The 26410-nt window shown below is 68.6% G+C and carries 28 protein-coding genes; 15 read left to right on the forward strand and 13 right to left on the reverse strand.

What is annotated here, in order from left to right; genetic code table 11:
* Window positions 1–22 precede the first annotated feature (22 nt).
* From NWFMUON74_RS13250 to NWFMUON74_RS13260, 3 genes are all read right to left on the reverse strand, one after another.
* The gene (locus NWFMUON74_RS13250; protein WP_232111004.1) at window positions 23–934 is read right to left on the reverse strand and encodes an SMP-30/gluconolactonase/LRE family protein; all 912 of its coding nucleotides are present in this window, start codon (window positions 932–934) and stop codon (window positions 23–25) included.
* A gap of 80 nt (window positions 935–1014) precedes the next feature.
* A complete protein-coding gene (locus NWFMUON74_RS13255) occupies window positions 1015–2232 on the reverse strand; it encodes a cytochrome P450 family protein (protein ID WP_187688098.1) in 1218 nt (405 codons plus the stop codon).
* Window positions 2233–2352: 120 nt separating this feature from the next.
* Window positions 2353–3927, reverse strand: a complete 1575-nt coding sequence (locus NWFMUON74_RS13260) for an MFS transporter (protein ID WP_187688099.1) — start codon at window positions 3925–3927, stop codon at window positions 2353–2355.
* 101 nt (window positions 3928–4028) lie between these two features.
* On the opposite strand from NWFMUON74_RS13260, the gene NWFMUON74_RS13265 reads away from it, so the two are divergent.
* Both NWFMUON74_RS13265 and NWFMUON74_RS13270 read left to right on the forward strand, forming a co-directional pair.
* Entirely contained in the window at window positions 4029–4670 is a 642-nt protein-coding gene (locus NWFMUON74_RS13265; protein WP_187688100.1) for a TetR/AcrR family transcriptional regulator, read from the forward strand.
* On the forward strand, window positions 4667–6058 hold the full coding sequence (locus tag NWFMUON74_RS13270) for a class I adenylate-forming enzyme family protein (RefSeq protein WP_187688101.1): 1392 nt from the start codon (window positions 4667–4669) through the stop codon (window positions 6056–6058). Before NWFMUON74_RS13265 ends, NWFMUON74_RS13270 begins: the two co-directional genes overlap by 4 nt.
* A gap of 7 nt (window positions 6059–6065) precedes the next feature.
* Here NWFMUON74_RS13270 and NWFMUON74_RS13275 read toward each other — a convergent pair whose 3' ends face one another.
* From NWFMUON74_RS13275 to NWFMUON74_RS13310, 8 genes are all read right to left on the reverse strand, one after another.
* Entirely contained in the window at window positions 6066–7145 is a 1080-nt protein-coding gene (locus NWFMUON74_RS13275) for an NAD(P)H-dependent amine dehydrogenase family protein (RefSeq protein ID WP_187688102.1), read from the reverse strand.
* A gap of 44 nt (window positions 7146–7189) precedes the next feature.
* The gene (locus tag NWFMUON74_RS13280) at window positions 7190–7843 is read right to left on the reverse strand and encodes a TetR/AcrR family transcriptional regulator (protein WP_187688103.1); all 654 of its coding nucleotides are present in this window, start codon (window positions 7841–7843) and stop codon (window positions 7190–7192) included.
* Between the two features lie 160 nt (window positions 7844–8003).
* Window positions 8004–9146: a thiolase family protein gene (locus tag NWFMUON74_RS13285; RefSeq protein WP_187688104.1), complete on the reverse strand. Its 1143-nt coding sequence runs from the start codon at window positions 9144–9146 to the stop codon at window positions 8004–8006.
* A 28-nt stretch (window positions 9147–9174) separates the two neighbouring features.
* On the reverse strand, window positions 9175–9591 hold the full coding sequence (locus NWFMUON74_RS13290) for a Zn-ribbon domain-containing OB-fold protein (RefSeq protein WP_187688105.1): 417 nt from the start codon (window positions 9589–9591) through the stop codon (window positions 9175–9177).
* Between the two features lie 30 nt (window positions 9592–9621).
* Window positions 9622–10038, reverse strand: a complete 417-nt coding sequence (locus NWFMUON74_RS13295; RefSeq protein ID WP_187688106.1) for a nuclear transport factor 2 family protein — start codon at window positions 10036–10038, stop codon at window positions 9622–9624.
* Window positions 10022–11245, reverse strand: coding sequence for a metal-dependent hydrolase family protein (locus NWFMUON74_RS13300; protein ID WP_187688107.1), 1224 nt, complete (start codon window positions 11243–11245; stop codon window positions 10022–10024). The genes NWFMUON74_RS13295 and NWFMUON74_RS13300 overlap by 17 nt, the downstream gene beginning before the upstream one ends.
* Window positions 11246–11247: 2 nt before the next feature.
* Window positions 11248–11541 (reverse strand): DUF1330 domain-containing protein, encoded by a 294-nt coding sequence (locus tag NWFMUON74_RS13305; RefSeq protein WP_187688108.1) that lies wholly within the window; start codon window positions 11539–11541, stop codon window positions 11248–11250.
* 1 nt (window position 11542) lies between these two features.
* Window positions 11543–12115, reverse strand: coding sequence for a carboxymuconolactone decarboxylase family protein (locus NWFMUON74_RS13310; protein WP_187688109.1), 573 nt, complete (start codon window positions 12113–12115; stop codon window positions 11543–11545).
* A 289-nt stretch (window positions 12116–12404) separates the two neighbouring features.
* Between NWFMUON74_RS13310 and NWFMUON74_RS13315 the strand changes: the two genes are divergently transcribed.
* From NWFMUON74_RS13315 to NWFMUON74_RS13375, 13 genes are all read left to right on the forward strand, one after another.
* A complete protein-coding gene (locus NWFMUON74_RS13315; protein ID WP_187688110.1) occupies window positions 12405–13034 on the forward strand; it encodes a TetR/AcrR family transcriptional regulator in 630 nt (209 codons plus the stop codon).
* A gap of 500 nt (window positions 13035–13534) precedes the next feature.
* Window positions 13535–14401, forward strand: coding sequence for an MlaE family ABC transporter permease (locus NWFMUON74_RS13320; protein WP_187688111.1), 867 nt, complete (start codon window positions 13535–13537; stop codon window positions 14399–14401).
* On the forward strand, window positions 14401–15255 hold the full coding sequence (locus NWFMUON74_RS13325) for an ABC transporter permease (RefSeq protein WP_187688112.1): 855 nt from the start codon (window positions 14401–14403) through the stop codon (window positions 15253–15255). The genes NWFMUON74_RS13320 and NWFMUON74_RS13325 overlap by 1 nt, the downstream gene beginning before the upstream one ends.
* Before the next feature lie 6 nt (window positions 15256–15261).
* Window positions 15262–16566, forward strand: a complete 1305-nt coding sequence (locus tag NWFMUON74_RS13330; RefSeq protein ID WP_187688113.1) for an MlaD family protein — start codon at window positions 15262–15264, stop codon at window positions 16564–16566.
* Window positions 16563–17600 carry an MCE family protein gene (locus tag NWFMUON74_RS13335; protein ID WP_187688114.1) on the forward strand — a complete coding sequence of 346 codons (1038 nt, stop codon included), beginning with the start codon at window positions 16563–16565 and terminating at the stop codon, window positions 17598–17600. Before NWFMUON74_RS13330 ends, NWFMUON74_RS13335 begins: the two co-directional genes overlap by 4 nt.
* 9 nt (window positions 17601–17609) lie before the next feature.
* Window positions 17610–18659 (forward strand): MCE family protein, encoded by a 1050-nt coding sequence (locus tag NWFMUON74_RS13340; RefSeq protein ID WP_232111005.1) that lies wholly within the window; start codon window positions 17610–17612, stop codon window positions 18657–18659.
* Window positions 18656–19771 (forward strand): MCE family protein, encoded by a 1116-nt coding sequence (locus NWFMUON74_RS13345; RefSeq protein WP_187688115.1) that lies wholly within the window; start codon window positions 18656–18658, stop codon window positions 19769–19771. The genes NWFMUON74_RS13340 and NWFMUON74_RS13345 overlap by 4 nt, the downstream gene beginning before the upstream one ends.
* Before the next feature lie 22 nt (window positions 19772–19793).
* A complete protein-coding gene (locus NWFMUON74_RS13350; RefSeq protein ID WP_187688116.1) occupies window positions 19794–20906 on the forward strand; it encodes an MCE family protein in 1113 nt (370 codons plus the stop codon).
* Window positions 20903–22177 carry an MlaD family protein gene (locus tag NWFMUON74_RS13355; protein WP_187688117.1) on the forward strand — a complete coding sequence of 425 codons (1275 nt, stop codon included), beginning with the start codon at window positions 20903–20905 and terminating at the stop codon, window positions 22175–22177. The genes NWFMUON74_RS13350 and NWFMUON74_RS13355 overlap by 4 nt, the downstream gene beginning before the upstream one ends.
* Window positions 22178–22222: 45 nt before the next feature.
* The gene (locus tag NWFMUON74_RS13360; protein WP_187688118.1) at window positions 22223–22861 is read left to right on the forward strand and encodes a hypothetical protein; all 639 of its coding nucleotides are present in this window, start codon (window positions 22223–22225) and stop codon (window positions 22859–22861) included.
* A gap of 354 nt (window positions 22862–23215) precedes the next feature.
* Window positions 23216–23605 (forward strand): flavin reductase, encoded by a 390-nt coding sequence (locus NWFMUON74_RS13365; RefSeq protein WP_187688119.1) that lies wholly within the window; start codon window positions 23216–23218, stop codon window positions 23603–23605.
* A 438-nt stretch (window positions 23606–24043) separates the two neighbouring features.
* Entirely contained in the window at window positions 24044–24331 is a 288-nt protein-coding gene (locus tag NWFMUON74_RS13370; RefSeq protein WP_187688120.1) for a hypothetical protein, read from the forward strand.
* Between the two features lie 160 nt (window positions 24332–24491).
* Window positions 24492–25112 (forward strand): TetR/AcrR family transcriptional regulator, encoded by a 621-nt coding sequence (locus NWFMUON74_RS13375; RefSeq protein ID WP_187688121.1) that lies wholly within the window; start codon window positions 24492–24494, stop codon window positions 25110–25112.
* On the opposite strand, the gene NWFMUON74_RS13380 is transcribed toward NWFMUON74_RS13375, so the two are convergent.
* Window positions 25084–25485, reverse strand: coding sequence for a DUF427 domain-containing protein (locus NWFMUON74_RS13380; protein ID WP_187688122.1), 402 nt, complete (start codon window positions 25483–25485; stop codon window positions 25084–25086). The genes NWFMUON74_RS13375 and NWFMUON74_RS13380 overlap by 29 nt on opposite strands.
* A gap of 15 nt (window positions 25486–25500) precedes the next feature.
* Window positions 25501–26391, reverse strand: a complete 891-nt coding sequence (locus tag NWFMUON74_RS13385) for an acyl-CoA thioesterase (protein ID WP_187688123.1) — start codon at window positions 26389–26391, stop codon at window positions 25501–25503.
* Between the last annotated feature and the right edge of the window lie 19 nt (window positions 26392–26410).

Consider the following 26410-nt stretch of genomic DNA (forward strand, 5'->3'; position numbering starts at 1 on the left):
CGCGCCCGGGAACCCGAGTGGTTCAGCGAGCCCGCAGGATCTGCCTGGGCCACGACACCGGCACCGCGAGCAACCGCGCGTCGCGGGTGGGGCGCTGATCGGGCTCGAAGAGCGAAGGCGCGGTGCACAGGAACAGCGTTCGGCCGTCGGGACCGCCCAGAGCGCAGTCGAAAACCCCTGCGTCGACTCGTATTTCGTCGACCAGGCCGCCGCCCTCGCGGACGCGGACGGCCCGGCCGTGCAGGCAGTCCGCGACCCAGACCGCGTCGTCGGCGTCCGCGCACAGGCCGCCCGGGGCCACCGCGGGCCGGGGCATCGGCCCGCCGCCCCACTCGACCTGGGTGGCCGGTCCGAAGGCCGCCCACGTCCGCCGATTGATCAGGCCGCCGTTCGGGGCGATGTCGAAGGCGGTGATCCGATCGTCGGCGGTCTCCGCCACCACCAGTACCTCCCGGGACAGAATCGCCATGCCGTTGGGAAACGCCAGATCCTCGGCCACCACGGTGACCGGACCGTCCGGGTCGACCCGGACCAGCCCGCTCGATCTGATCGGCTCACCCGCCGCCGGATCGAATCCGAAATTGCCCACATAGGCGCGCCCGCGCGCGTCCACCACCATCTCGTTGGCGTCGCCCGGCAGCACCGCGGACAGATCGGCGTACTCGGTGACCGCGCCCCGGTGGTCCCGCACCAGCAACCGGCGGTCCTTCATCGACACGATGAGCAGCCTGTCGTCCGGCAGGAAGCCGAGCCCGCCGGGCCGGCCGGGCACCTCGGCCACCACCTCCACGGCCCCGTGCCCGTCGGTCGCGAGCACCCGCCCGGTGCTGAAGTCCGACACCCACAGTCTGCCTCGATGCCACAGCGGCGACCCGAGATACGAGCAGTTGTCCAGGGCCGCACCCACCCGGCGAACCGGGCGCGCGGACCTCACTGCCCCACTCCGCTACAGCACTTCATCGCGACCATCCATGGGTTCGATCGGGCGCCGCCCCGCCGACCGGACGGCTGTCGTCACCGCGCTGTGCCGACAGCGACGGGTATCGACAACGGACCGATGGTGAAGAAGGACGGTGAATAGGTGATGTCGTTCGGGTCGACCAGTACCGCGAGCTCTGGCAATCGACGATACAGCGACGCGAGCGCGAGCCGGCCCTCCAACCGCGCGAGCCCCGCACCGATACAGAATCGAGGCCCGTGACCGAAGCCCAGCTGCCCGGACCGCTGTGCTCGCGTGATGTCGAATTCGTGCGCGGTGTCACCATATTCGGCCGGATCGATACCGCAGGCCTGATACACCACACCGACCGCGCTCCCCTGCGGAATGGTCACGCCCGCGATGGTCACCTCGGTCACCGTGAAGCGCCAGCTGGTCATCATCACCGAATGTCGATACCGCACCGTCTCCTCGACCACGTCGGCCCAGAGATCGCCCGCCTTGGCCAGCTCGAGCTGGTCGGGATGCTGCGCCAGTGCGAGGATCGCGTATCCGAGCATGTGCACGGTGGTCTCGTGGCCCGCGACGAGCATGATCCACAGGACCGCGACCAGTTCCTCCGCGGTGAGTTTGTCGTCGTTGTCGCGCGCCCGCACCAGATGGGAGGTGAGATCCTCACCCGGCTCCCGCCCTTTCCGCTCGACCAGCTCGTGCAGATACGCCATGAGCCCGCTCTGCGCGGCGAACGCCTCCTCGGGAGAAGTGTTGTGCGCCAACAGCGTTGCCGTCCACTGCCGCAGCCGGCCGCGATCGGGCTCGGGCACGCCGAACAGTTCGCAGATCACCGCCATCGGCACGGCCTCGGTGAACGCCGGCACCAGGTCGACCCCGTCACCGGCGGCGACCACGTCGTCGAGGAGGTCATCGATGATCCGCTGGATGCGCGGCTCGAGTGCCCGTACCCGGGCCGGGGTGAAGGCCGTGCCGATCAGCCCGCGCAGCCGCCGATGTTCGCGGCCGTCCTTGGTCGACAGATGCTCGCCCTGCACCACGGCGCGCAGCGGCCAATCCTCGGGGATGGTGCCGTCGTGCAGCGCCGGCCAGTGTTTCGGGTCCCGGACGAAGGAAACGTTGTCGCCGCTGAGGATTTCGCGCACGGCGGCGTAGGTCAGGGCCAGGTAACCGGAAACGCCGCCCGGGAATTCCACCTCGACCACCGGCGCGATCTCCCGGAGCCGGAGGCAGGTTTGGAGCGGACTCTCGTCCGCGGCGGGGAAAGCAGGAAGATTCCTCATCGGACGAGTATCACGCCAGGCCACCCGTTACACGTCCCGCATTCCCCGATCCTGCCCCATTCCGGAAAACGGACGTCACCAAAACGGAATCACCCGCCCCGGCAGCGCGGAAGAAGGTGTCTACGAAGAGGTTTCGGACTCAGCGCCCCCGACCGCCGCTGCCTCCGGCTGTGGTTCCTCGGCGCGAGCGGACGGGGCGCCGCGGCCGGGCGCCCACAGCCCCAGCGCCACGGCGACGACGAGGGTGATCACGCCCAATACCGTGGTGGCCTGCTGGAGTCCGTGCATGAAGGCGGATTCGGCGAACTCGGCCAAGGGTTTCGCGGACGGGCCGAGCCGGTCGGTCACCTCGAGGGCGCCGGCCAGGGAACTCGAGACCGGCTCGCGGGCCGGTTCGGGAACCAGCGGCAGCGTCGGCGCGATGTGCTCGCTGTAGCCGGCGGCGAGGAGGCTGCCCGACAGCGCGATGCCCAGCGCCGCACCGACTTCGCGGGCCGCGTCGTTCACCGCGGCGGCGACGCCGTGCTTGTCGGCGGGCGCGCCGTCGATGATCGCCGCGGTCGCGGGCGCCGCCGACAACCCCAGGCCGGTGCTCATGATCAGCAGCGGCCACAGCACGTCCAGGAAGGTGCTCGCGGCCGACAGCCGTCCCAGCGCCAGCAGGCCCGCCCCGACCACGGCCAGCCCCGTCGCGGTGGGCAGGCGTAACCCGAACCGCTCGGCCAGCCACGGCGCCACGATCGACAGCCCGAGCATGGGAGCGATCATCGGCGCCATCGCCAGCGCCGAGAGCAGCGGCCCATAGCCGAGGATCAGCTGGAAGAACTGCACGATCACCATGAAAAGCCCGAAGGACACGGCGAATTGGACCGCGACCGACACGGTGCCGGTGCCGAACCGCCGCCCGGTGAACAGCCGCACATCCAGCAGCGGACGAGCCACGCGCAGTTCGATCAGCACGAACATCCCGGCGGCGGCCAACCCCGCGCCCGCCGCGAGCAGCACGACCGTGTCGGTCCAACCGCGTTGCGGCGCTTCCAATGCCGCGACCGTGACCAGGCCGATGGCGACGGCCGCGGACAGCGCACCCCACGGATCGAAGGGCGGGCGCGACGAGTCCGACGATTCGGGAACCGTGTACGCCGCCACGGCCAGCACGGCGCCCGCCGCGGCCATCGCGATCATGATCGACAACCACGACCAGCGCGCCATCAGCAGCCCGGAGCCGAGGATGCCCAGCACCGCCCCGCCGCCCACGGTTCCGGCCCAGATGCCCACGGCCACACTACGTTTCGCCCGTGGCAGCCCGGCGGTGAGGAGGGACAGCGTGGACGGCATCACCAGCGCCGCGCCCGCGCCCGCGACGGCCCGCGCCGAGATCAGCCAGATCGGCCCGTCGATCAGCAGCGGCACCGCCGAGGCCACCGCGAACAGCACGAGTCCGGCGATCAGCATCAGCCTGCGCCCGTAGCGGTCGCCGAGAGCGCCGGCGGGCAGCACCAGGCACGCCAGCGCCAGCGTGTAGCCGTCGATGACCCACGTGAGTTGCGCCTGGGTGGCGCCGGTATCGGCGGCGATCGCGGGCAGCGCGGTATACAGCGCCGCCATGGAGGCCACGACCAGCGCCACCGCCATGCAGGAGACCGCCACCACCCAGCGCAGCCGGGCCGACAGTCCGGTTACGGTCGAGGCCATGGGATCTCCCAAGAAATGAAACTGACAGTATCGCTACGCTACTAGCAGTAGCATAAGTAGCGTGCGCGGCAACAGTGCTACCGAGGAGGAATCTCGCGTTCATGGCCACGATCACAGCCGAGGGGCGGCCGGCGGAAGTCGATCCGCGCCGGGCGCGCTCCCGCGCCCGGTTGCTGGCGGCCGCCGCCGAACTGCTGAAAACCGGTGGGCCCGAGGCGATCACGGTGGACGCGGTGACGCGCGTGTCGCACGTTGCCCGCACGACGCTGTACCGGCATTTCGACAATGTGGTGCACCTGCGCGCCGCGACGCTCGAACATCTGCTGCCGCCGGTGGTGGAGGCGCCGACGGAGGGCACGCTGCGTGAGCGTCTCATCGAGCTGGTCGGCCGCCAAGCGGACGTGATCAGCGAGGCGCCGCTGCACCTGACCACGCTGGCCTGGCTGGCGACGGCGGAACCCGGCGACGCGGGCGCGGGGGAGCGGGCCGGTTCGCTGCGGAGTCGGTTCATCGATAACTACCGGCGTCCGTTCGATGAGCTGTTCGGCAGCGACGAGGGGCGCGCGGTGCTCGGTGACCGCGATCTGGCCTCGGTGCTGGCCCAGCTCATCGGCCCGTTCGTGTTCGTGCGGCTGTCCGGGATCGGCAGCGCCACCCGGGCCGACTGCGCCCGCATCGTGGACGATTTCCTGGCGGCACGGGCGGTGCGCGCCGAACGGCCGACGGACGAGGATGCGCCATGACCGAACCTGCCGTCCTCGCGTTCGAGGACGACGAGTACACAGCGGCGCGGCTCGAGCGGCTGGCCGCCGGTCTGGCCGCCGACCTCGCCGATCGCGGTGTCCGCGCGGGCGCCCGGGTGGCGCTGATGTCGTCGAATCGGCCGGAGTTCGTGGTCGCCGTGCTGGCGATCTGGCGGCTCGGCGCGGCGGTGGTCCTCGTCAGCCCGGCGTGGAAGCGCCTCGAGGTCGAGCACGCGCTGCGGCTCACCGGCCCCACGCACGGCGTGGGCGATCACCCGGTGCTGGCCGAACTGCTGCCCGTCCGTCACCTGGACGAGCCGATCACCCCGAGCGACCGGGTGTTCCCCGAGCCGCCGCCCGCCGCCGAGGCGGCCCTCGTATTCAGCTCCGGCACAACCGGATTACCCAAGGCCGTGCGGCACACCCACGCCTCGATCGCCGCGGCCGTACGGCACTGGCGCGCGGCCCTGGGGCTGACGTCCGACGATCGCCTGCAGATCGCCACGCCGCCCTCGCACATCCTCGGCCTGCTCAATATCGTCACGGTCCTGGATTCGGGCGCTTGGATGCGGCTGCACCGCCGCTTCGATACGGAGCAGCTGCTGAGGTGTATCGAGCGCGACCGGATCACCGTCGAGATGGCGGTCGCGCCGATCGCGCTCGCCCTGGCGGCGCATCCGGAGCTGGAGCGTTTCGACCTGTCCTCGCTGCGCCACATCATGTGGGGCGCGACGCCGGTGACCCCGAGCGTCGCCGAAACCGTCACGCGCCGAACGGGAGTCGGCTGGCTGCCCGCCTACGGCGCCACCGAACTGCCGGTCATCGCCTGTAACCCGATCGGCGGTGCGCGGCTCGACAGCGTGGGCCGCGCGGCGCCCGGGGTGACACTGCGGGTGGTGTCGCTGGACACCGGCCTGCCGGTGGGCCCGTCGGAAACCGGTGAACTGCAAGCCCGTTCTGCCTCGCTGATGGCTGGATACCTGCCGGACGAGGCGACCGCCGCGGCGTTCGACGACGGCTGGTTCCGCACCGGCGACGTCGGCTCGATCGACGCCGACGGCTGGATCCGGCTCACCGATCGCGTCAAGGAGATGATCAAGGTCCGCGGTTTCCAGGTCGCGCCGGCCGAACTCGAGCAGGTGCTGTACGGGCATCCGGCCGTCGCGGACTGCGCGGTGTTCGGCGTCCCGGACCCGGCCGACGGCGAGGCGATCGTCGCCGCGGTGACCGCGCGGGAGCCCGTCCCGGCCGCGGAGCTGACCGACTACGTCGGCGAGCGGCTGGCGGCCTACAAGCGGCCGCGGCGGGTGGTGTTCGTGCCGGAGATCCCGCGGCTGCCCTCGGGCAAGGTGCTGCGCCGGGTGCTGGCGCAGCGATACGCGGAGTGAGTCGCGATCAGCCCAGCACGGGGACGACCGATGGCAGATCCAGCGTCGTATGGATGCCGGGAGCGGCCGCGCAGACCACGGGCACCGCGTTCACCGCACGGTTGGCGGTGTAGCCCGGCGACGTCTCGGCCATGCGGGACAACGGAAACGGGAATCGCAGATCGACCTCCAGTGGCGCGTCGCCGACGACCGAGACATGCCAGCCGGTGTCGCCGAGATGCCAATCCGCGGCGATCTCGGTGGTGCAGTACCAGGTGGCGCGGAAACTCAGCACCGGGCGCCCGGCGGCGTGGGCCGATACCGTGATGCGCTGTGCCGCAACAGTTCCCGCCTCGATCGTGCCGGCCGCGATCGCGGTGCGGGCGCGGGCGGCGGCGACCTCCCCGGCGGCGCTCACCGTCTCGATCCCGATCCCGAGCGCGTCCGCGAGCAGCCGCAGCGAGGGCCCGAAACTCCCGGCCACATGATCAACCCGGCGCTGGTCGAACTCTCCCGGCGGCTGCCCGAAACCCATGACGTCGAACAGGATTGCGGGCGAATCGCGTTGCGAGAGATCGGCGTACTCGTCGATCGCGAGCCGGTCGAGGCGGCGCTGGATCGACGACAGCACCAGCGGCACCGCCTCGGTGATGAAACCCGGACTGCTGCCGGTGCTGTGGATCGAGGCGCCGCCGAGCACGCACGCGTTCTCGATCTCCCGTCGCAGCCCCGGATCCATGCTCGCCGGATGATGCAGTTGCCCGCAGGTGGTCACGACATTCGCCCCCGCGCTGAGCAGCCGGACCACGGTCTCCGGGTCGAACGCGCGCGGCATGTACAGCACGCAGTCGGCATCCAGATCGATGATGTCACCCACGTCGCAGGTCGCTCGCACGCCGGTGGTCCCGGCTCCGCACAGCTCCCCGGCGTCGCGCCCGGCCTTGTCGGGGGAGTGGACGTACAGCCCGGCGAGGGTCATGTCCGGATGCGTGAGAACGCCGCGCAGGGCCCGGGTGCCGATATTGCCCGTCGCCCATTGCACCACCCGGTACGGGCGTTGTGCCGTCGAGGGGCGGGACTCGCTGTCGGGCAGTGCACTCGATCGCATGAACCGAGTGTAATCAAACTTCTCTCAAGTTGAGAATGTAATTCTCACTTCTTGGTGAAGCCGTGTGCGCAGAAGTTCCAGACTTCGTCGGCGGTAAGCGGGTTCTGGTTTTCGTCGTCGGTCGTGCCCGCCGATTGTGCGGTGAACATCACGGTCTGCATCACCATGGCCGCCGCCCGATGCGGCTGCACGCCGGAGCGCAGGTGACCGGCCTGCTCGGCCTGCTCCATCAGCTCGGTGAACAGTGCCAGCAGCGGCGCGTGGGCGACTTTGACCTGGGTGGGATGCGACACCAGCAGCTGGGGGGCGAAATCGGTGAACAGCGGGCGCTGGGCCGACGGGTCGGGTCGGCACAGCTCGAACAGCAGCTCGACGGTGACCTGCAGCTTGTCGAGCGGCTTCTTCTTGCCGTCGGCGGCGGCGCGCAGCTGTTCGGCGGTGCGGCTGAGGGCGTCCTCGAACAGCGCCAGCAGCAACTCGTGCTTACCGTCGAACTGCAGGTAGAAGCTGCGCAGCGACTGGCGGGAACGGTCGACGACCTCCTGTACCGTGAAGTCGGTGGTGCCCTTCTCGGTGATGATGGCCTGGGCGGCGTCGAGGAACTTCTGTACCCGTTGTTCGGCGCGCCTCTTCGCGGTACGCAGCGAGCGCTCGACGGCACGCTGCTTCCAGGCGGGCTCTTCGCTCGGACTGGTCACGGGCGCCACGGTCCTCGGTCACTGGGAGAGAACATGAACGCACTGTACCGGAGAATGCCGTGACAACCCGCGTCCAGGTCGCGTGTCCACCATCATTCACGAGATTAGCCATTTTGATTTGTGAGAATTCAATTCTCAGGCGTGGGAAGTGCAGGCCCCCTCAGATGCTCAGTACGGAAGCGGCGGCCGTGCCGGGCGCTCCGTACACCTGGGCGTAGCCTACCGTCGGCTTCCCGGGCACCTGCCGATCGCCGGCCAGCCCGCGCAGCTGCAGGACCAGTTCGTAGACCTGCCGGATGCCGGACGCGCCGATCGGCTCACCGTTGGCGATCAGGCCGCCGTCGGTGTTGACCGGGATGCGCCCGCCGATCTCGGTCGCTCCCTCCGCGAGCAACTTCTCCTGGTCGCCGTCGGCGCAGAGGCCGTTCTCCGCCATATGGATAACCTCCGAGCCGGCGTCGGTGTCCTGAAGCTGGGCGACGCCGACGTCCTCGGGGCCGATGCCGGCGGCCTCGTAGGCGGCCCGGGAGGCGTACACCGTGGGCGAGACGTCCTCGTCCACGGCGGCCCAGGTGCTGTGCACCTCGTAGGCGCCGTAGCGGCGCGTGCGAATCGCGGTGGAGCGCAGGTAGACCGGTTTGGTCGTGTACCGGGCGGCCAGATCCCCGCGGCACATGATCACCGCCGCGGCGCCCTCGTCCGGCGCGCAGAACATGTACTGCGTCAACGGGTAGTTCAGCACCGCCGAGGACAGGATGTCGTCCTCGGAAATGGGCTTGCGGCGGAAGGCATTCGGGTTCAGCGCGCCGTTGCGGAAATTCTTGGCGGCGACCTTGGCGAGGGTGCGCTGGGAGATGTTGTGCTCGTGGATATAGCGATTCGCCTTGATCCCGAAGAACTTGGTGGTCACGAACTGACCGTTCTCCGCGTACCAGGCGGGCAGGCCGAGCTTGGCCGGATCATCGGTGAACGCCCCGCGCGGGTGCTTGTCCATGCCGACGGCGATGCCGATGTCGTAGCGGCCCGACCGGATCGCCTCCGCGGTCTGCTCGATCGAACTGGCCGCTGTCGCACAGGCATTGAACACATTGGTGAACGGAATCCCGGTCAGCCCGACCAGCCGGGTGACGGCGTCGGGGTTGCTCACCTCGTAGCTGCCGCCGAACCCGAACTGGATATCCTTCCACCGGATCCCCGCGTCGGCCAGCGCCAGCTGGATCGCCTCGGCGCCCATCTCGATGGCGGTCTTGGGGAATCGGCCGAACGGGTGCAGGCCCACACCGATGATGGCAACGTCGTTCATCTCGAAAGCTCCTTCGTCCCGATCCGTCTCACACCGGCGTGAACGCGCACGTCAGGACCTCCTCACCGGCGTCGTCCACATACAGCGGGACGAACGTCAGCTCCACGTCCATGCCGAAGCGCAGCACCTTCGGATCGGCGGTCGTCAGCCGGGTCTCGACGCGGACCTGCTCGCCCAGCTGCACCAGGCCGATGCCGAACGGCTCGAAATCGCCGGCGTTCTCCTTGCCGGCGTAGGGCAGCTTCGGGACGAAACCCTGCGTCGTCCAAGCCACCAGCGTGCCGCGGCGCGGCAGCAGCAGGTCGGTCATGTCGGCGGCGCTGCAACGCGGGCAGCGCGGCTGGCGGGGCCAGGTCGTCGCGCCGCACGCACCGCAGCGGCTGCCGATCAATCGCGGATTCTCCGCGGGCCAGGTCGAGACGTCTGGCGCAAGTGCCTTCGGCATCGGACGGGCGTCCTCCTTGTCGTTCCGGGGTCAGCCGCGAGTGCGCTCGAAGGCGTGCGGGATGCCCGAGTCGTGGTTGCCGTTGCGGCGGATGAAGGTCATGCGCCGGGTGCGGATCCGCCAGCCCGCGTCGGTGCGGGCGTAGGTGTCGGTGTAATAGCCGATGCGCATGTCGTGGGTGCTGTGGTCGATGAAGCACAGCGGCTGGGTGCCGGTGCCGGTGTCGCCGTCGAGCTCGAGCACCGGCAGGCCGGTGAGGAACAGGCCCTTGGGCGCGGCCGCCACCAGGTCCGGGAACAGGTCCAGGGTGTAGGTGTCGCCGAAGGCGCTGTAGGTGCCGTCCGGGGTGAAAACCGCCAGCAGTCCGTCGATGTCGCCCTTGGTGATGGTCACCGCGTAGCGGGCCAGCACCTGCTGGAGTTCGAGCAGGTCATCGCTTGTCGACATGGACCTTGCCGCCTTTCATCACGAATCGCACGTCCTGGGTGACGGTGATGTCGCGCAGGGGATCGCCGGGGACCGCGATGACGTCGGCGAGCAGGCCCTCGGCCAGGCGGCCGCGGTCGGGCGCGTCGATCAGGTCGGCCGCGTTCACCGTCGCCGCGCGCAGCACGTCGGCCGGGCTGAGCCCGCGCTCCACCAACGCGACCAGCTCATCGGCGTTGCGCCCGTGCGGAATCGCCGGGGCGTCGGTGCCGACGGCGATCCGCACCCCCGCCTCGTAGGCCGCGCGCACCGAGGCGCGCGCCCTGGGGAACATTTCGGCCGCCTTGGCCTGCAGCGCCGGGTCGGCCTTGGAGACGTCCATGGCATCGGCGAGCCGGGTGGTCGGCACCAGCCACGTGTTCGCCTCGACCATCAGTGCGATGGTCTCGTCGTCGATGAGGAACCCGTGCTCGATGCAGTCGATGCCCGCCGCCACGGCGTGTCTGACGGCATCCGCGCCGTGCGTGTGCGCGGCCACCTTCAGCCCGCGCCGGTGCGCCTCGTCGACGATGGCACGCAGCTCCTCGTCCGAATAGTGTTGCGCGCCCGGGGCTCCGGTCAGCGACATGACGCCGCCGGAGACGCAGATCTTGATCAGCTGGGCGCCGTGCTTGATCTGGTAGCGCACCGCCTTGCGGACCTCGTCCACGCCGTTGGCGATGCCCTCCTCGAGGGTCAGCTGCAACACGTCGGGCGCGAAGGCGGAGAACATCGTCGGGTCCAGGTGCCCGCCGGTCGGCGTGATGGCGTGACCGGCCGGGACGATGCGCGGGCCCTCGATCCAGCCCTGATCGATCGCCTTGCCCAGGGCCACGTCGAGTAGATACCCGCCGGTCTTGACGAACAAGCCGAGATTGCGGACGGTAGTGAACCCGGCGCGTAGCGTGCGGCGGGCGTTGCCCACCGCACGCAGCATCCGCAGCGCCGGATCGTCCTTCACACTCGAGGCCAGGCCCGTCTCGCCGCGCCCGCCCATCAGGAGGTTGACCTCCATGTCCATCAGGCCGGGCAGCAGGACCGCGTCGCCGAGATCGATCACCTCGTCGCTGTCCGCGCGCGCCGCGCCCCCGACACCGGCGATCCGGTCGCCGTCGATGCGCAGAACGCCGGGCCGCACGATCTCGCCCGCATCGACGTCCAGCAGGCCCGCCGCTCTGAGGGTCAGCATGGTCAGCCCAGGCCGGTGACGATCACGGCGTTGGTGTCGGCGGCCTTGTGCCGCAACGGCTTCGCCTGCTCGTACGCGGGGGAGTTGTACCAGGCGTGCGCGGCCTCGACGGAGTCGAATTCGAGGATCACGGTCTGATCGCCGTGCCACTGGCCCTCCAGCACCTCCGGCCGCGAGTCCACCGCGAGCGCGCGCACCCCGGCCGCTCCGGTCGCGGGCGCCGCGGCCGCGGCGTAGGCCCGCATCCCGTCCGGGTCCTTGATCGCTTCGGTGAAGATGACGTATGCCTTGGGCATTTCAGACCACCTGCTCTCGGTCGTTGTGTGCGGTGCCGGCCGGGACGTGGCTGCCCTTCGGTTCCACGCCGAAGGTGTTGAAGGCCATGGCCAGCAGGATGTAGTTCCCCACCGTGAAGATCAGGTCCATGCGCTCGCGCTCGTCGAGCCGCTCGCCGAGCGCGGCCCACACTCGGTCGGACAGGCGCGCGTGCTCGCGCAGTTCGTCGGCCGCGTCGAGCACCGTCTGGTCGAAGGGATCGGGGAGCCGGCCCTGCTGCACGCCCGCGATGTCCTCGGCCGACAGTCCCTCCTGCGGGGCCATCTCGACGTGGCTGTGCCACTCGTAGGCGCAGGCGGTGACGTGCGCGATCCGCAGCACCGCCAGCTCCCGCACCCGGGGCGGCAGGCTGGACCGGAACAGCACGTGCACACCGAATTTCAGGTACGCCTCGGTCAGTTCCGGATAGCGGACCAGAGTCGACATCGCCGGTCCGGCGCCCTCGGGATTGCGGCGCTCGCGGGGCAGCAGCGGCCGCAACGCGGCGCGAGTCCGGTCGTCCCATTGCTCGGCCGGAAGCGGGGGCACGCGCATCCGCACTCCTCTCAAGAGAATTACATTCTCAATTTGTGTCCATAAGATTTCCATGCGGGCGCTCCGGAGTCAATCTCGCGATCGAGTCGAAAACGTGCTAGCGCGTTCGGTGACGGCATGATCCAGGCTGGATCGACCACCGCCCGTGGCGCTGAGCGGGATCGGTGCCGCCTTGCGCTGCGCCGCCGCGAGGTGAGAATATCCTTCTTAGGACTCAGAATATGGTTCTTGGGCTCGTGCGCGCGATGCAGGAGGAACGGATGATCGAGGTCCGGGCGGCGGTGCGGCCGTGACCGCGCCGCGCGACGTGGCGAGCCGCATCGCGCGGCAGTCATTGGCCGGGCGGGAGGCCGACTACGCCGGCGAGGTACGCCGATTGCTCGACGCCGCACTGGGTTTGATGCGCACCGGCGGCGCCGCCGCGCCGCCGCGGGTGGCCGACATCGTGGCCGCGGCCGGGCTGTCCAACGACGCCTTCTACCGGCATTTCCGGTCCAAGGACGCACTGGTGGTAGCGCTGCTCGAGGACGGGACCGAGCGCCTCTACAGCTACGTCGCGCACCGCATGGGCAAGGCCGCGACCGCCGAGGACAAGGTCCGGGCGTGGGTGTCGGCGATCATGCTGCAGGCGGGAGCCGACATCGCGGCCACCACCCGCGCGGTGCTGTGGAACGGCAGTGGCCCGAGCCGGGGCGTCGTCTCCGGCGCCGGGACCGCCGGGGTGCGCCTGGCGCACCTGCTGCACGAGCCGTTCGCCGAATTGGGCAGTGTCGACCCGGAATTCGACGCCTCCCTGGCCGGTCACGCTACCGTCGGCAAGCTCGCGGAGTTCCTGTGGCGGCAGGCCGAACCCGCGCAGTCCGACGTCGAGCGCATCACCGCGTTCTGCCTGCGCGCCGCCCGCGGCGAATGCCCTTGACGCCGCTCATACCTCGGCCGCGCCTCGACACAGGGTGACCGGTTCGGCCAGCTGCTGTTCGTCGGCGGAGGTGGGCGGCCATACCTGCCAGGCAGAATCAAGATTTCCTGTAGGAGAACAACACTCTCCTATTGCTTCCGGGAGCAAGTATCGAATTGGCGTTGTGGAACTGTGCCGAAGCGTCGGCCGTGTGCCCCTGCGGCCGCGCGCCGAGGGTGTTGCCGAGGTCGGAATGTTGCTACAGTCCTTCTGTGACGAATGTATCATTCTCCTTTAGTGAGAATGAAACTTTCCGACTCGACGAGGAGGCGCGATGCCAGCTGCTCTCTTGACCCCCTCGGCCGCAAATGCTACACAGATGCGCGGCCATCGTGCTGAGCGAGTGCACAGCATCGGTGTGGCCGGTGCATCTCCTGGTCGGAACATCACAGCCGATCGGGCATCAGGGAGGAAACGATGACCGACGCTGAGGACCGTGCCGCGAGGGAAGCGGGTTCGTGATGGCCGCGCCGTCGGTCGCGCCGGACCGGATCGCCGAGGGATCGGCGATCGGGGAGGTCACGCAGTGGGTGCGTGGCTATCTGCGTCGCCATCCCGGAGCATCGCTGGAAACCGTTGGGGGACAGTTCATTCTGGCCATCCGGGCCATTCAGTACCTGTTCGTCGATATCGCCTGCGGCCGGTTCCCGTTCCGGGAGTTCGTGCAGCAGGCCGTGTTCATGGCGAAGACGGCGTACGTGCCGACCATCGCGGTGGCGCTGCCGATCAGCGCGACCATGTCGATCCAGTTCGGGCTGCTCGCCGGGCAGGTCGGCGCGACCTCGCTGGCCGGTGCGGCCGGCGGCCTGGCGGTGATCCGGCAGGCCGCGCCGCTGGTGACGGCCATCCTGCTCGCGGCTGCCGTGGGCTCGGCGATCTGCTCGGACCTCGGCGCCCGCAAGATCCGCGAGGAGATCGATGCCATGGAGGTCATGGGCGTCTCCGCGCTGCGCGCCCTGGTGGTGCCGCGCCTGGCGGCGGGCGTCGTCGTCGCGCTCGGCCTCACGGGCCTGAGCGCGTTCGTCGGATTCCTGGCCGGGTACCTGTTCAACGTCTATATCCAGGACGGCACGCCGGGCAGCTATCTGGCTACGTTCTCGTCTTTCGCCCGTGTCGGTGATCTGTACCTGGCCATGGTGAAGGCCGTGGTGTTCGGCGTCATCGTCACCATCGTCTCGTGCGAGAAGGGCCTGACCACCAAGGGCGGCCCGGGCGGTGTCGCCAACTCCGTCAACGCTGCCGTCGTCGCCTCCATCATTCTGCTGATGCTGGTCAACGCCGGCTTCACCGAGCTCTACACCATCCTCTTTCCGAGGACGACGCTCTGATGGCCTCGCGATACTATCCGCCGGGGGTACGGCCGATCCTCGTCGCCGGGAGTTCGGTCTCCGCTCCGATCATGCGGCTCGGGCATATGGCGACCTTCTTTCTCCGGGTGCTCGGCGGAATTCCCGTGGTACTGCGGAACTATCGGGCCGAATTCCTGAAGATGCTGTCGAACGTGACCTGGGGCAACGGCTCCATCGTCGTGGGCGGCGGCACCGGGCAGGTCATTCTGGTGCTCGGCGCGGCGGCCGGGGCGATCGTCGGCATCGAGGGCTTCAGCGCGCTGAAACTGCTGGGTATGGCCCCCGCGACGGGCATGATCGCCTCGACCGCGGCGACCCGCGAACTGGCGCCCATCATGGCCTCGATCGCCTTCGCCGCGCAGGCGGGCTGCCGATTCACCGCACAGCTGGGATCGATGCGCATCGCCGAGGAGATCGACGCGCTCGACTCCATCGCCATCCGCCCGATCCCGTATCTGGTCACCACCCGGATGCTGGCCTCGATCGTCGCGATGATCCCGTTGTATCTGGCCTGCCTGGCCTTCAGCTACCTCGCCGTGGAAATCGTCGTCGGATTGTCGGGCGGGCAATCACCGGGCACCTACGAGCACTATTTCCGGCTCGTGCTCAGCAGCACGGACATCATCTATTCCCTGTCGAAGGCCATCGTTTTCGTCATCCTCACCACGACGATCCAATGCTATTTCGGTTTCTACGCCTCCGGCGGCCCGCAGGGCGTGGGGGTGGCGGCGGGCCGCGCCATGCGCGCCAGTATCACCGTGATGATCTTCGTGAATCTGCTGATGACGATGACCCTGTGGGGCTTCGACGCCGGCGCGAGAATCAGTGGGTAGCAAGAGATGTCGATTGCGTTCGAATCCGACGGCAAGGTATTGCCGAACTGGCAGCTGTTGCTGCGCGGTCTCGCCTTCCTGGTCGTGCTCGCCGCGGTGTCCGGTCTGATGATCGCGCGGTCCCAGGGCGCGTTCCGCGACACCGTGCGTGTGACGGCGGAACTGGTCAATGTGGGTGACGGCCTGCCCGCGAAGTCGGATGTGAAGTATCAGGGCGTTCTGGTCGGTCAGGTCACCGAGGTGGTCCCGTCGACCGACGGCGGTCCCAACCACGTGCACATCGACATGAAACCCGGTCAGCTGTCGGGCATTCCGGCCACCGTGACCGCACGCGTCGTGCCGAGCAACGTGTTCGCGGTGCCCTCGATCCAGCTGGTGTACAACGGCAGGGGCGCGCCGCTCGCCCCGGGCGCGCGCATCCCGGAGGACCGCAGCCAGGAGACCGTCCGGCTGCAGACCTCGCTCACCGCGCTCAGCCGAATCGCCGCCGCCGCAGGGCGTTCCGGCTCGGATCCGGCGCTGGGCATCCTGGCCGTCGTCGAACGCGCGACCGCCGGGCACGGCAGCGAGGCGGTCCGGGCGGGGGCGGAGCTGACCCGAATCGCCCAGGCGCTCAACGACACGATGGTCCCGGACGGTACCGGTTCCACCCTCGACGCGCTGACCCGAGCGCTCGACGGGCTGCGGTCCTCGGCGCCGGATCTGCTCGGCGCGGTGCACAGCGCGGTGACGCCGCTGCGCGCGGTAGCCGAGCGCCGCGACCAGCTGACCACCTTGCTGACCGGCGGTCTGGCCACCACCGGGACCGTGGCGACGGCCCTCGAGAACAACACCGGCACCCTCACCGGCATCACCGGCAAACTCGGTCCGGCACTCGGCACGATCGCCGACGGCAGCCCGAACTTCGCGCAGATGGCGATCTCGCAGAGTCAGATGTCCTACGACTTCATCAAACTGTGGGACACGGCGGATCAGAACATGAACGCCAAGATCATCCTCGAACTCACCCCGCACCGGCAGTACACCCGCGCCGACTGCCCGCGCTACGGCGATCTCGAGGGGCCGAGTTGCCGGACCGGACCGCCGGGTGGCCCCACCATCATCGGGCCCAACGCGGCGCCGGTGAGTAGCCCCGCGCTGATCGGCGGCAATGTGGGGGCGATCGGCAGCCGGCAGGAGCAGGAGCAGATCGCCGCCATCCTCGGCGGGTCACCCAACGCCGCGGCCGACCTCCTGTTCGGCCCGCTGCTGCGGGGCAACGACGCCAAGCTGACCCCCGCGCCCGCACCGGCAGGAGAACCGCCGCGATGAGTTACCGCAAACCGTTGCTGATCCTGATCCTGTTCCTCGTCGTCTCGATCGGGCTGACCTGGACGATGTATGTCACCTTGTCGCGCAGCGTGAGTGGCAGGACCGAGACGTACTCGGCGATCTTCACCGATGTGTCGGGCCTGCACGCGGGCGACGACGTGCGGATGGCCGGGGTCCGAGTGGGCCGGGTGCGGGCCGTCGACCTCGACGGGATCCGGGCCAAGGTGACCTTCGAGGTGCAGCGGGACCAGACGCTGTACGGCAACACCGCGGCCTCGGTCACCTACCAGAACCTCATCGGGCAGCGCTATCTCGGATTGTCGTTGCGGGACTTCGGCGATTCGAAGGCGCTGCGGCCGGGCGGTCAGATCCCCGTCGAGCACACCGAGCCCTCGTTCGATATCTCGCGGCTGCTCAACGGATTCGAGCCGCTGTTCAGCGTGCTCGATCCGCAGCAGGTCGACAACATCAGCGCGGCGGTGGTGCGGGCGTTGCAGGGCGACGACGGCGCCATCACCACCCTGATCGCCGAAACCGCTTCGCTCGCACAGGCGTTCGCGGGGCCGGATCAGGTCCTCGGGCAGGTGATCGACAATCTGAGCGCGGTGCTGGGCGACCTGTCGCGGCAGAGCGGCGAACTGAAGACCGTGCTACAGCAGACCCGCCGGATCTTCGACGGCCTGGCGCAGCATCGCGACGTGCTGTTCGGACAGGTCGAAGCGATCTCCGGCACGCTGGGCCGCGCCGCGGACGTGGTGCGTGGCGCCAGTCCGGCGCTGAACCAGTTCGTCGATCGCGAGCCGGGTTTCGCCCAGCACTTCGTCGAGGGCAAGGACAAGTTCGCCTATGTGGGTTTCAACCTGCCGTACCTGCTCAAGGGGCTGGCCCGGATCACCAACAACGGCGCCTTTCTCGACGCGTACGTCTGTGAGGTCAAGGTCAGCATGATCCCCGGGATCGATCCGCTGATGTCGGCGATCCTCGGTCAGGTCACCCCCAGCGGCAGGGTCGAGAACTCCGGGATCTGTAGGTAGGTGGCGACGGTGAGACAACTGTTCCGGAGGCAGACCCGCGGGCGTCGCCGGCCGCTCGAGGAGTACAGCAAGCTGCGGATCGGGGTCGTCGCGGTGGCGGTGCTCGCGGTGGTCGTGGCGGTCACCGTGTTCGTCAATTCGCTGCACCTCGGCCAGGAGACCTATCGGGCGAATTTCGCGCAGGCCGCGGGGCTCGGCGCGGGTGACGGCGTCACGCTCGCGGGCATTCAGGTCGGCACCGTCACCGGCACCCGGCTGGCGGGCGACCATGTGGTGGTCACCATGAAACTGCGGCGCGGGTTGCCGCTGGGCGCCGACTCGGGCGCGGCGATCAAGCTCACCACGCTGCTCGGTTCGCGCTATGTGGAACTGCGGCCCTCGGGTTCGGGTCGCCTGCCCGGCAACACCATCGCGCTCGCCCGCACCGAGGTGCCCTACGACCTCGAGACCGCGCTGGAGAACGCCACCACCACCTTCTCCAGCATCGACGCCGACCGGGTCGCGCAGACCATGAGCGCGCTGACCGAGCAGCTGCGCGGCACCCCGGCGCTGGTTCCCGACACGCTGCGGAACATGCGGACCCTGGCCACGGTGATCGGCGACCGGCGCGCGCAGCTCGGGCAGCTGCTCACCAGCACCGACCAGGTGACCACGCTGCTGCGCGAGCAGCAGACGGAGTTGGCCGGGATGGTCGCGCAGGGCCGGAATGTCCTGCAGGAGTTGATTTCCCGGCAGCAGGCCATCGTGGGCCTGCTCAACGCCGCGACCACCCTGGTGCAGCAGCTGCAGCCGATCGCGGTGGACGATCAGCCCGAAATCCAGCAGCTGCTCGACAATCTGGCCCAGATGACGGGAATGATCGCCGGGCACGACGACCTGCTGCGCAACATTCTGCAGATTCTCCCCGTGCCGTGGCGGCTGTTCGCCAATGCCACCGGCACCGGTCAGGAATTGGTGGGCAACGGGCCCGACGGTGCGTTCATCGATTCCTTCATGTGCGCGCTGAGCGGTTACGCGCAGCGGGTCAACCAGCCGACCTACTTCCAGGACTGCAAATGAGAAGTGCGATTCGAGGGCTGAAGCTGGCGGCCGTGGCATTGCTCGGGGCGGTGCTGGCCGGATGTTCCAGCGGTCCGCTCGGTGGTATGACCGATTCGTCGATCACCGTGACGGCGCAATTCGCCAATGCGAACGGTCTGTACGTCGGCAATCCGGTGTCGGTGCTCGGCATGCGAATCGGCAAGGTGACCGACATTCAGCCGCGCGGCAACCGCGTGGACGTGACCATGAAAGTCGACAAGTGGGTGCGGATTCCGGCCGACGCCCAGGCGGTCACCGTCTCCGATTCGGTGCTGACCGACCGGCACATCGAGTTCACGCCGGTCTATCGCACCGGCCCGGTGCTGGCCGATCGCGCCGTGCTGGGTATCGACCGCACACGGACACCGGTCGAGTTCGACAGCCTGCTGGCGATGGCCGACAAATTGTCGAATTCACTGGGTAGCAACGACAACGGGCAGGGGCCGGTCGCCGGTCTGCTCGACATCGGGTCGCAGATCGCCGCCGGAAACGGCAACGAACTGCGCGACGCGATGAGCGAGCTGGCGCGTGCGCTGCAGCTCGGCCCGGACAACGGGGAGGCGACCCGCGCGGCCGTGACGAAGGTGGTCCAGAATCTCGACGCCCTCACCGCGGCCGCCGCACGCAACGATCAGGCGCTGCGCGACTTCGGGTCCGGCATCCGGACGCTCAGCGACATTCTGGCCGAACAGGATCTGGGATCCGGGGACACCGGGGCGAAGCTGAACCAGATCGTCACGCAGATGACCGGCCTGATGGAGCGCAACCGCGGCAATCTCGCGAGACTGGCCTCGAATTCGAACACCATGACGAAATCCATGGCGGACTACAACGACAATCTCGCCGAGTTTCTCGACGTCTTCCCGCTGGTGACCGACAACGCATACAACGCGATCGACCCGAATCTGCGCGCGTTGCGCGGCACGGTCGGCCTGGACAGGTTCCTGCTGGACGGGCAGATGCTGAAGTCGGTGTGCAATCTGCTGGGGCTGCGGGAACTCGGCTGCGCGACCGGAACCGCGCGCGACATGGGGCCGGACTTCGGTATCGGCCAGATGCTCTCCGTGATCGCGGGAGCACCGCCGAAATAGCAGGAATGGCGAGAGTATGAGGATGAAATTCGCTCCGGGACACCGTGGTTCGCGGCGCTGTCTGCTCGGTATCGCCGCGGTGGTGACCGTGTCGGCCACCGGCTGCTCGGTGAGCCTGGACAAACTTCCGCTGCCCGCGCCGGGCGTCGAGGGCTATTCGCTGACGGCCACGTTCGCCAACGCGCTCAATCTGCCGACCAAGGCGAAGGTCCGGCTCAACGGCGCCGACGTCGGCCAGGTCGAGTCGATGCAGGCGAAGGACTACACCGCCGTGGTGTCGATGCGCATCCGGTCCGGTGTGCTATTATCCGCGGGGACCACCGCCGAATTGCGTTCGGCCACACCGATGGGCGATGTCTTCGTCGCATTGACACCCCCGGCGCAGCCCGATCCCGGTGCGCCGAACCTCGCCGACGGGGCGAGCATTCCGCTGCGGTCGACCTCGGCGGCGGCGACCATCGAGGAGGTGCTCACCCGGGCCGCGCTGCTGGTCAACGGCGGTGCCATCGAGAATGTGACGAGCCTGGCGAACAGTCTCGGGGAGGCCGTGGGCGGCCGCGGCGACCGCTTGGCCACGCTGATCCGGGAGACCAGGGATCTGGTGCGCAATCTCGCGGCCCGTTCCGACCGCATTCGCGAAATACTTGCCAGTACCGGCGAGGTGAGTGCGTCGCTGGCGGGGCAGCGTGCGGATGTGACCGATGCGATGGCCGCCGCCGGTCCGGCGCTGCAGGTCATCGGCGACAATACGCAGAACATCGTCGATCTCATCGGTCAGGTCAACCGGATCACCGATCAGCTCGCCAAATTCCCGTCGGTGCAGGGCGCCAACGACCGCAGCTTGATCCAGTCGGTGAACAAGCTGGCCGAGAACCTGAATATCGCGGCGAATTCGCCCGGCGCGAACCTCGACGCGCTCATCTCGAACGTGCCGCTGATCATGAAGGTGACGAATGCGGCCTCCGCCCACGTGAATGTCGATATCGCCAAGCTCGCGGTCGGCGCGGTGCCGGATCCGGGCAGTCCGGCCGACTCCGGTGGCCGGCCGCCGGACGCGACGGACTGGGTGAATTTCATCGGATCGCTGTCGTACACCCTCGACCGTCTGAAGGACAGAGTCGAGCCGGGCCGATGAACACAGGTGCTGTACGGAATGTCGTGCTGGAGCCGCCCGCGCGGGCGCTGGTGTACTCGGCGCGGCTGCTGTCGCGGCACCGCCTGCTGACCTCCGGGCTCGGGCTGGTGCTCGTGCTGGCGCTCGGCGTCGGGTATCTGCTGCTGGGCTCCTTGCAGATCAACCCGTTGCGGTCGCAATACCGGGTGCGGGTGGAGCTGGCGCAGTCCGGCGGGCTGCTGCCCGATCAGGACGTGACGCTGCGCGGGGTGCGGGTCGGGCGGGTGCGGGCCGTCGATGTGGACGGCGACAAGGTGGTCGCGGTCGCCGCCATCGATTCCGGTGTGCGCATCCCGGTGGGTGGGGATGTGCGGGTTTCGTCGCTGTCGGCGGCCGGCGAGCAGTTCCTGGACTTCCTGCCCGCGACCCAGAGCGGGCCGTATCTGTCCGACGGCGACGTAATCACCCAGGAGCACACGGCGACTCCGGTCACCATGGCCACCGTGCTCGGCAGTATGAGCGGCACGCTGACGCAGATCGATCCGGCCCAGATCGAGGGTATCGTCCGCGAACTCGGCGGGGGTTCGGCCGCGCCGGAGAAGCTGGCGGCGATCGTCGACGGCGGGATGTTCCTGCTCTCGACCCTGGATTCGGTGCTGCCGCAGACGGTTTCGCTGCTGCGCAACAGCAAGGCGGTGCTCACCACGCTCGGTGACGTCGCGCCGGGGCTGCGGGTGACCGCGGGGAATCTGTCGCAGACGATGGCGGGCGTCGGGTCGATGGCGGACGGCTACGGGACATTGGTCGACGGTGCGCCGAATCTCCTTGCGGGAGTGGACAATATCATCGCCGACAACTCGCCGACCATGGTGCAGCTGCTGGGCAATCTGACCACTACGGCGCAGATGGCGTATCTGCACATTCCGGCGCTCCAGGAATTCTTCTGGCCGCAGCAGCGCACCGGTTCGACACTCGACGCGATCCATTCCGCGATGCACGACGGCGCGGTGTGGGCCATCGTCAGTCCCTACCCCAAATACTCCTGCGACTACGACCTGCCGCGCGATCCGGGATCGGTCCCCGACTATCCGGAGCCGTTCCTGCACGCGCGCTGCACCAACCCCGATCCGTCGATCCTGCCCCGCGGCGCCGCCAACGCGCCCCGGCCGCCGGGCGACAACACGGCCACCATTCCACCCGGCGTCGACCCGCTGCAGCGCGCGGACCCGACGCCCACCGGCCCCTACACCGTTCCGAACACCTACGGCGGCCCGTACGTGCCGGGAGGGTGACGCACCGCAGCCCCGGTGCGCCGGACGTGACGATGGGAGAGAACAATGGACAGAACCTCTGTGGTGACCGCGGAGAAGGACGCCGCCGCAACGACGTCCGACGCCGTGAACGACGATGCTCCGCAGGACGTGGATGCCGCGGACTCCTCTCCGGCGGGAGCATCCGCGGCCGAAGCGGACCGGACGCACGGTGGCTCATGGCGACGATGGCTGCCGCGTCCGCTGACCGCTGTGCTGATCGTGCTGCTGGTGGTGGCGGTGGTCTGCGCGGTGGTCCTCGGCTGGAAGCTCGACAACCGCAACGACCGCGCCGACGCCGGTCTTGCCGCCCTGACCGCCGCCCAGAACTACGCGGTCGCCCTCACCAGCATCGACTCGTCCCATCTCGACCCCGACTTCGCCACCGTTCTCAACGGCGCCACCGGCGAATTCAAAGACATGTACAGCAAATCCGCCGACCAACTCAAACCCATGCTCCTGCAAGCCAAGTCGGTCAGCAAGGGCCACGTAGTAGCCGCCAGCATCCAATCCGCCTCGGAATCCGAGGCGGTCATCATGCTCTTCGTAGACGCCGAAATAACCAACATAACCAACCCCCAACCCCGAATAGACCGCAACCGAATCCTCATGACCATGCAAAAAGTCGACAACCACTGGCTCGCCAGCAAGGTAGAACTCCCCTGAGCCAGGCGTTCAGCAGTCGCCCTCCACCAATAACAGATAAGCGCACTCCAGGTGCACGATGCAAACTTACCGTCCGCGTGAACAAAGGTCCTGTGCCGCACCGGATCCGACGGATTCACCTGCCGATCAGTCCCACAGCTTGGAACACGGCAGGGTCGGCAGATCTACGCGCACGTCGTCATCGACCGTGACAACCAAGTCCGGGAACTCTGCGACAAGAGAGCCGCCACACTCCGTATCTGCCCGGCAGTGGCCTGAAAATCCAGCGTCAGTTCTCCGGACTCGATATGGATATGGCGCATGTTCTCCTCGCCAGACGACGTGAGAGGTCTCGGTACGAGGGGTGAGGGTGGTGTGGCGGATTTGATTCCGTTGTCGAATCTGACGTCGGTGTCGACCAGCCCGCAGCAGGTGGCGGTTGCTGTCTTCAAGGATTGGGTGACGTACTCGAATTTACTGGTGGCGGATGGTCTTACGGTGACCGTGCCGACGGTCGATCAGTTGGATGGCGTGTGGAAACTCGGTGCGCGTTATTCGAGGTTTCCGATCACCGATCTGGGTGAGAAGTTGGCCGTGTGCGGGCTCGAGTTGGATTACGACGCTTCCTCGTACGGGCCGGTGGTTCCCGCAGGGATCGGGTGGTTGGCCTGTCGGGTGGTGGCGCGGGTGGATCTCGGTGGGGTGCGGTGTCTTCCAGGATGGGATGCTCGCGGAGCAGTGATGCCGGGTGGCGGGTTGCGGTAGGGGGCCGCGGGCGTAGCCGGAGTGGCGATCGGGAGATGTGAAAACCCCCTCTTGCCCGCGTATCTCGGATAGCCTTGCCGACCGAAGGTTCGGGCGGAAGCAGCGACCACGGAGGGGAAGCGGATGCAGAAGGCGGGACCTACCAATGTTGGTGAGCGCCGGGAGAAGCGGCCGCGTGAGGGGATATGGACCAAGGTCGGCGGGGCCGCCGGGGCGCTCGGTGTGCTGGTCACCGTCTTTTTCGGGATTCGTGAGTGCTCGCCGGACGACTCTTCCCCCCAAGCGGCCACCCAGCCTGCGCCTACGAGCTCCGCGGCTACCCACTCGGTGACGCCCACACGGGGGCCTCTTGCCCAGGGACATCAGCGGCTCGCGAATGTGGAAGGGATAGACCTGGATACGGCCCGTGTGCAGGACCAGAATGAGCCGGGAATCGATGTGAGCCCATCGAAGACCGCCGACCAACTCAACGCGATGAGCAACGGGACGCCGCGTTTCGCCGTCGCGGACCACGCCGGCACGGCCGCCGATGTGCGGGACCGCTGTCACGATATGCCCCCGGGATCCTGGACGAAGACCCTGCCGAACCTCTACGCCCGGCATCTGGGCGACAAGGTCTGCGTCCGGACCGACCAGAGCAACCTCTCCGCCCTCACCCTGACTCACATCCCCTCGGCGGCGGAGCAGTACGTCGAGTTCGATTACATCACCTGGCAGGACCGCTGACACCTCTGCGGCGGAATCCTTCCGTTCGGATGCGACCCTGGTAGCTGCGGACCGTACCCTCGGGTGTGGTAACGATTGAATCTGGTCGGGTGATTAGCATTGCGGTGGGCGGTGCTGAGGCAGTCGTTGTCGTGGGGCGGGAGTGAGGGAGGTTGTCGAGATGGCATCGCCGAGGAGGATCGGTGCGCCCGACGCCAAGAACCGCGCGGTGCTGATGGATGCCGTGGAAGAGCTGATGCTCGAGGAGGGGTACGCGGCGGTCACCTCGCGCAGCGTGGCCCGCAAGGCGGGACTGAAGTACCAGCTGGTGCACTACTACTTCCGCACGATGGACGACCTGTTGCTGGCGGTGTTCCAGCGCCGCGCCGAGGAGGGACTGCGCCGGCAGGCGGAGGCGCTGTCGGGACCCGAGCCGTTGCGCGCGCTGTGGGAATTCAGCACCAAGCCCGGCGCCGCCCGGCTGGTCATGGAGTTCGCGGCCCTGGCCAACCACCGCAAGGTGATCCGGACCGCGCTGACCGAGTACTCCCAGCGATTCCGCGAGGCCGAGATTACCGCACTGCGAAAGCTGTTGCGGGAGTATCGGATCGACACCGACGCCTACCCCCCGGCCGTGTTCGCGGTGATGGCGGCGGGAATGTCGCGGCTCCTGATGCTCGAGGAGTCGCTCGACGTGACCGGCGGGCACCCGGAGACGTTCGAATGGGTCGAGCGGCATCTGGATCGGCTCGAGCGACGGCGGTCCGAAGCCGTCAGCGATTCTTCGCATACGGCGCACTGACCGCCGGCACGGCCACGCCCACCTCGACCCGGGCGCGGTCCTGATAGAAGCCGAGATGCCCGCGCAGCAGCGCCACTTCCGCGTACGGCTCGGGATACTCCCACGCCACCGGATCCGGATGTGCGGCCGGACGCCAGTACCGGGCCGTGCCCTTGAACGGGCAGCGGCTGGTCAGCGGCACGGGGACGAGCAGATCGAACCGCACGTCCGCCTCGGGAACATAGAACGCGATCCCGTGGTCCTGCTCCGCGACCAGCAGCCCCGCCGTCGTCTCCGCGAGCGTGTCCGCGCCGAACCTCACGCGAATCAGATTCCGGACGCGCCGCACGTCGACGCGGTAATCGGGCCAATCGGCATAACCTGACGGTTGCACGGCTGTCTCCTCGGGTCAGAGCAGGGGACCGGACGCGCGGCGGGTGGAGGGGAAGCCGCGCACCATCGCGTGCACGGTGTAGGAGGCGACCAACCGGCCGTCCTGGGCGTGTACCCGCCCCTCGCTGTGCGCCTGCCCCCGGCCGGTATAGGTGGCGCGCGTGGCGTACAGCAGCCACCGTGACACGTCCGCCTCGTCGTGAAAAGTAATGGTAGCCATGGTGATTCCGGTGGAGATCGACCGGTGTGCCATGGCCTCGCCGAACCCCGCGTGCGGGCGCAGGGCCGCCGCCACCGTCCAGTGCGTGGTCGACTGGCTCAGCAGTGCCGCGTGCAGGCGCTCGTGGCCGGGAGCGTCCCGGAATCGGGTCCATACGAACAGTTCCGGCGGGCCGATCCGATCCGGGTCCGGGTCGTAGGCATCGTCGACCACGCGCATGTCGCGGCCCTCCACCTCCGCCCCCGCAATCGCGAGCGGACGCAGGGTTTCGGGCGGAGGCACCCGCGGCGGTTCCTCGGCATCGCGCACGAGATCGGGCGCACCGGCGTCGAGCAGCACGAGGCCTGTGGCACAGAGCTGCTCGCGCTGCCCGATCCGCACCTGCGCGGTGGTGAAGGTGCGGCCGGTCCGCAGTGTCTCGACCGAGATATCCAGCGGCGCTTCGTGTTCGGCGATCCGCGCGAAGATCATCGACACCGACGTCACGCGCTGGTGCGGCACCTCCTTCGCGGCGGCCACCACCGCCGCCCCGAGTATTTGGCCCGCCTCGACCACATTGCGCTCGGTCGGGCCGTGCGCCGGGGCGAGGTATCGACCCTCGCCTTCCGGCCGCACGTCCATCAGGCGCAGCAGTTCCCGCTGCGTCCACGACCGCACGGCCGTGGCGCGGGCGTCTCGCTCGCTCATCCGCCCGCGGGTTCCGGCC

The organism is Nocardia wallacei (genome assembly GCF_014466955.1).
GTDB classification, from domain to species: domain Bacteria; phylum Actinomycetota; class Actinomycetes; order Mycobacteriales; family Mycobacteriaceae; genus Nocardia; species Nocardia wallacei.

Coding starts and splice junctions, on each gene's coding strand:
- NWFMUON74_RS13270 (WP_187688101.1), top strand. CDS start 4,667: ATGACCGAACCTGCCGTCCTCGCGTTCGAGGACGACGAGTACACAGCG.
- NWFMUON74_RS13325 (WP_187688112.1), top strand. CDS start 14,401: ATGGCCTCGCGATACTATCCGCCGGGGGTACGGCCGATCCTCGTCGCC.
- NWFMUON74_RS13275 (WP_187688102.1), bottom strand. CDS start 7,145: ATGCGATCGAGTGCACTGCCCGACAGCGAGTCCCGCCCCTCGACGGCA.
- NWFMUON74_RS13290 (WP_187688105.1), bottom strand. CDS start 9,591: ATGCCGAAGGCACTTGCGCCAGACGTCTCGACCTGGCCCGCGGAGAAT.
- NWFMUON74_RS13320 (WP_187688111.1), top strand. CDS start 13,535: ATGGCCGCGCCGTCGGTCGCGCCGGACCGGATCGCCGAGGGATCGGCG.
- NWFMUON74_RS13295 (WP_187688106.1), bottom strand. CDS start 10,038: ATGTCGACAAGCGATGACCTGCTCGAACTCCAGCAGGTGCTGGCCCGC.
- NWFMUON74_RS13300 (WP_187688107.1), bottom strand. CDS start 11,245: ATGCTGACCCTCAGAGCGGCGGGCCTGCTGGACGTCGATGCGGGCGAG.
- NWFMUON74_RS13355 (WP_187688117.1), top strand. CDS start 20,903: ATGAACACAGGTGCTGTACGGAATGTCGTGCTGGAGCCGCCCGCGCGG.
- NWFMUON74_RS13265 (WP_187688100.1), top strand. CDS start 4,029: ATGGCCACGATCACAGCCGAGGGGCGGCCGGCGGAAGTCGATCCGCGC.
- NWFMUON74_RS13260 (WP_187688099.1), bottom strand. CDS start 3,927: ATGGCCTCGACCGTAACCGGACTGTCGGCCCGGCTGCGCTGGGTGGTG.
- NWFMUON74_RS13345 (WP_187688115.1), top strand. CDS start 18,656: ATGAGAAGTGCGATTCGAGGGCTGAAGCTGGCGGCCGTGGCATTGCTC.
- NWFMUON74_RS13360 (WP_187688118.1), top strand. CDS start 22,223: ATGGACAGAACCTCTGTGGTGACCGCGGAGAAGGACGCCGCCGCAACG.
- NWFMUON74_RS13305 (WP_187688108.1), bottom strand. CDS start 11,541: ATGCCCAAGGCATACGTCATCTTCACCGAAGCGATCAAGGACCCGGAC.
- NWFMUON74_RS13285 (WP_187688104.1), bottom strand. CDS start 9,146: ATGAACGACGTTGCCATCATCGGTGTGGGCCTGCACCCGTTCGGCCGA.
- NWFMUON74_RS13310 (WP_187688109.1), bottom strand. CDS start 12,115: ATGCGCGTGCCCCCGCTTCCGGCCGAGCAATGGGACGACCGGACTCGC.
- NWFMUON74_RS13385 (WP_187688123.1), bottom strand. CDS start 26,391: ATGAGCGAGCGAGACGCCCGCGCCACGGCCGTGCGGTCGTGGACGCAG.
- NWFMUON74_RS13255 (WP_187688098.1), bottom strand. CDS start 2,232: ATGAGGAATCTTCCTGCTTTCCCCGCCGCGGACGAGAGTCCGCTCCAA.
- NWFMUON74_RS13350 (WP_187688116.1), top strand. CDS start 19,794: ATGAAATTCGCTCCGGGACACCGTGGTTCGCGGCGCTGTCTGCTCGGT.
- NWFMUON74_RS13375 (WP_187688121.1), top strand. CDS start 24,492: ATGGCATCGCCGAGGAGGATCGGTGCGCCCGACGCCAAGAACCGCGCG.
- NWFMUON74_RS13335 (WP_187688114.1), top strand. CDS start 16,563: ATGAGTTACCGCAAACCGTTGCTGATCCTGATCCTGTTCCTCGTCGTC.
- NWFMUON74_RS13330 (WP_187688113.1), top strand. CDS start 15,262: ATGTCGATTGCGTTCGAATCCGACGGCAAGGTATTGCCGAACTGGCAG.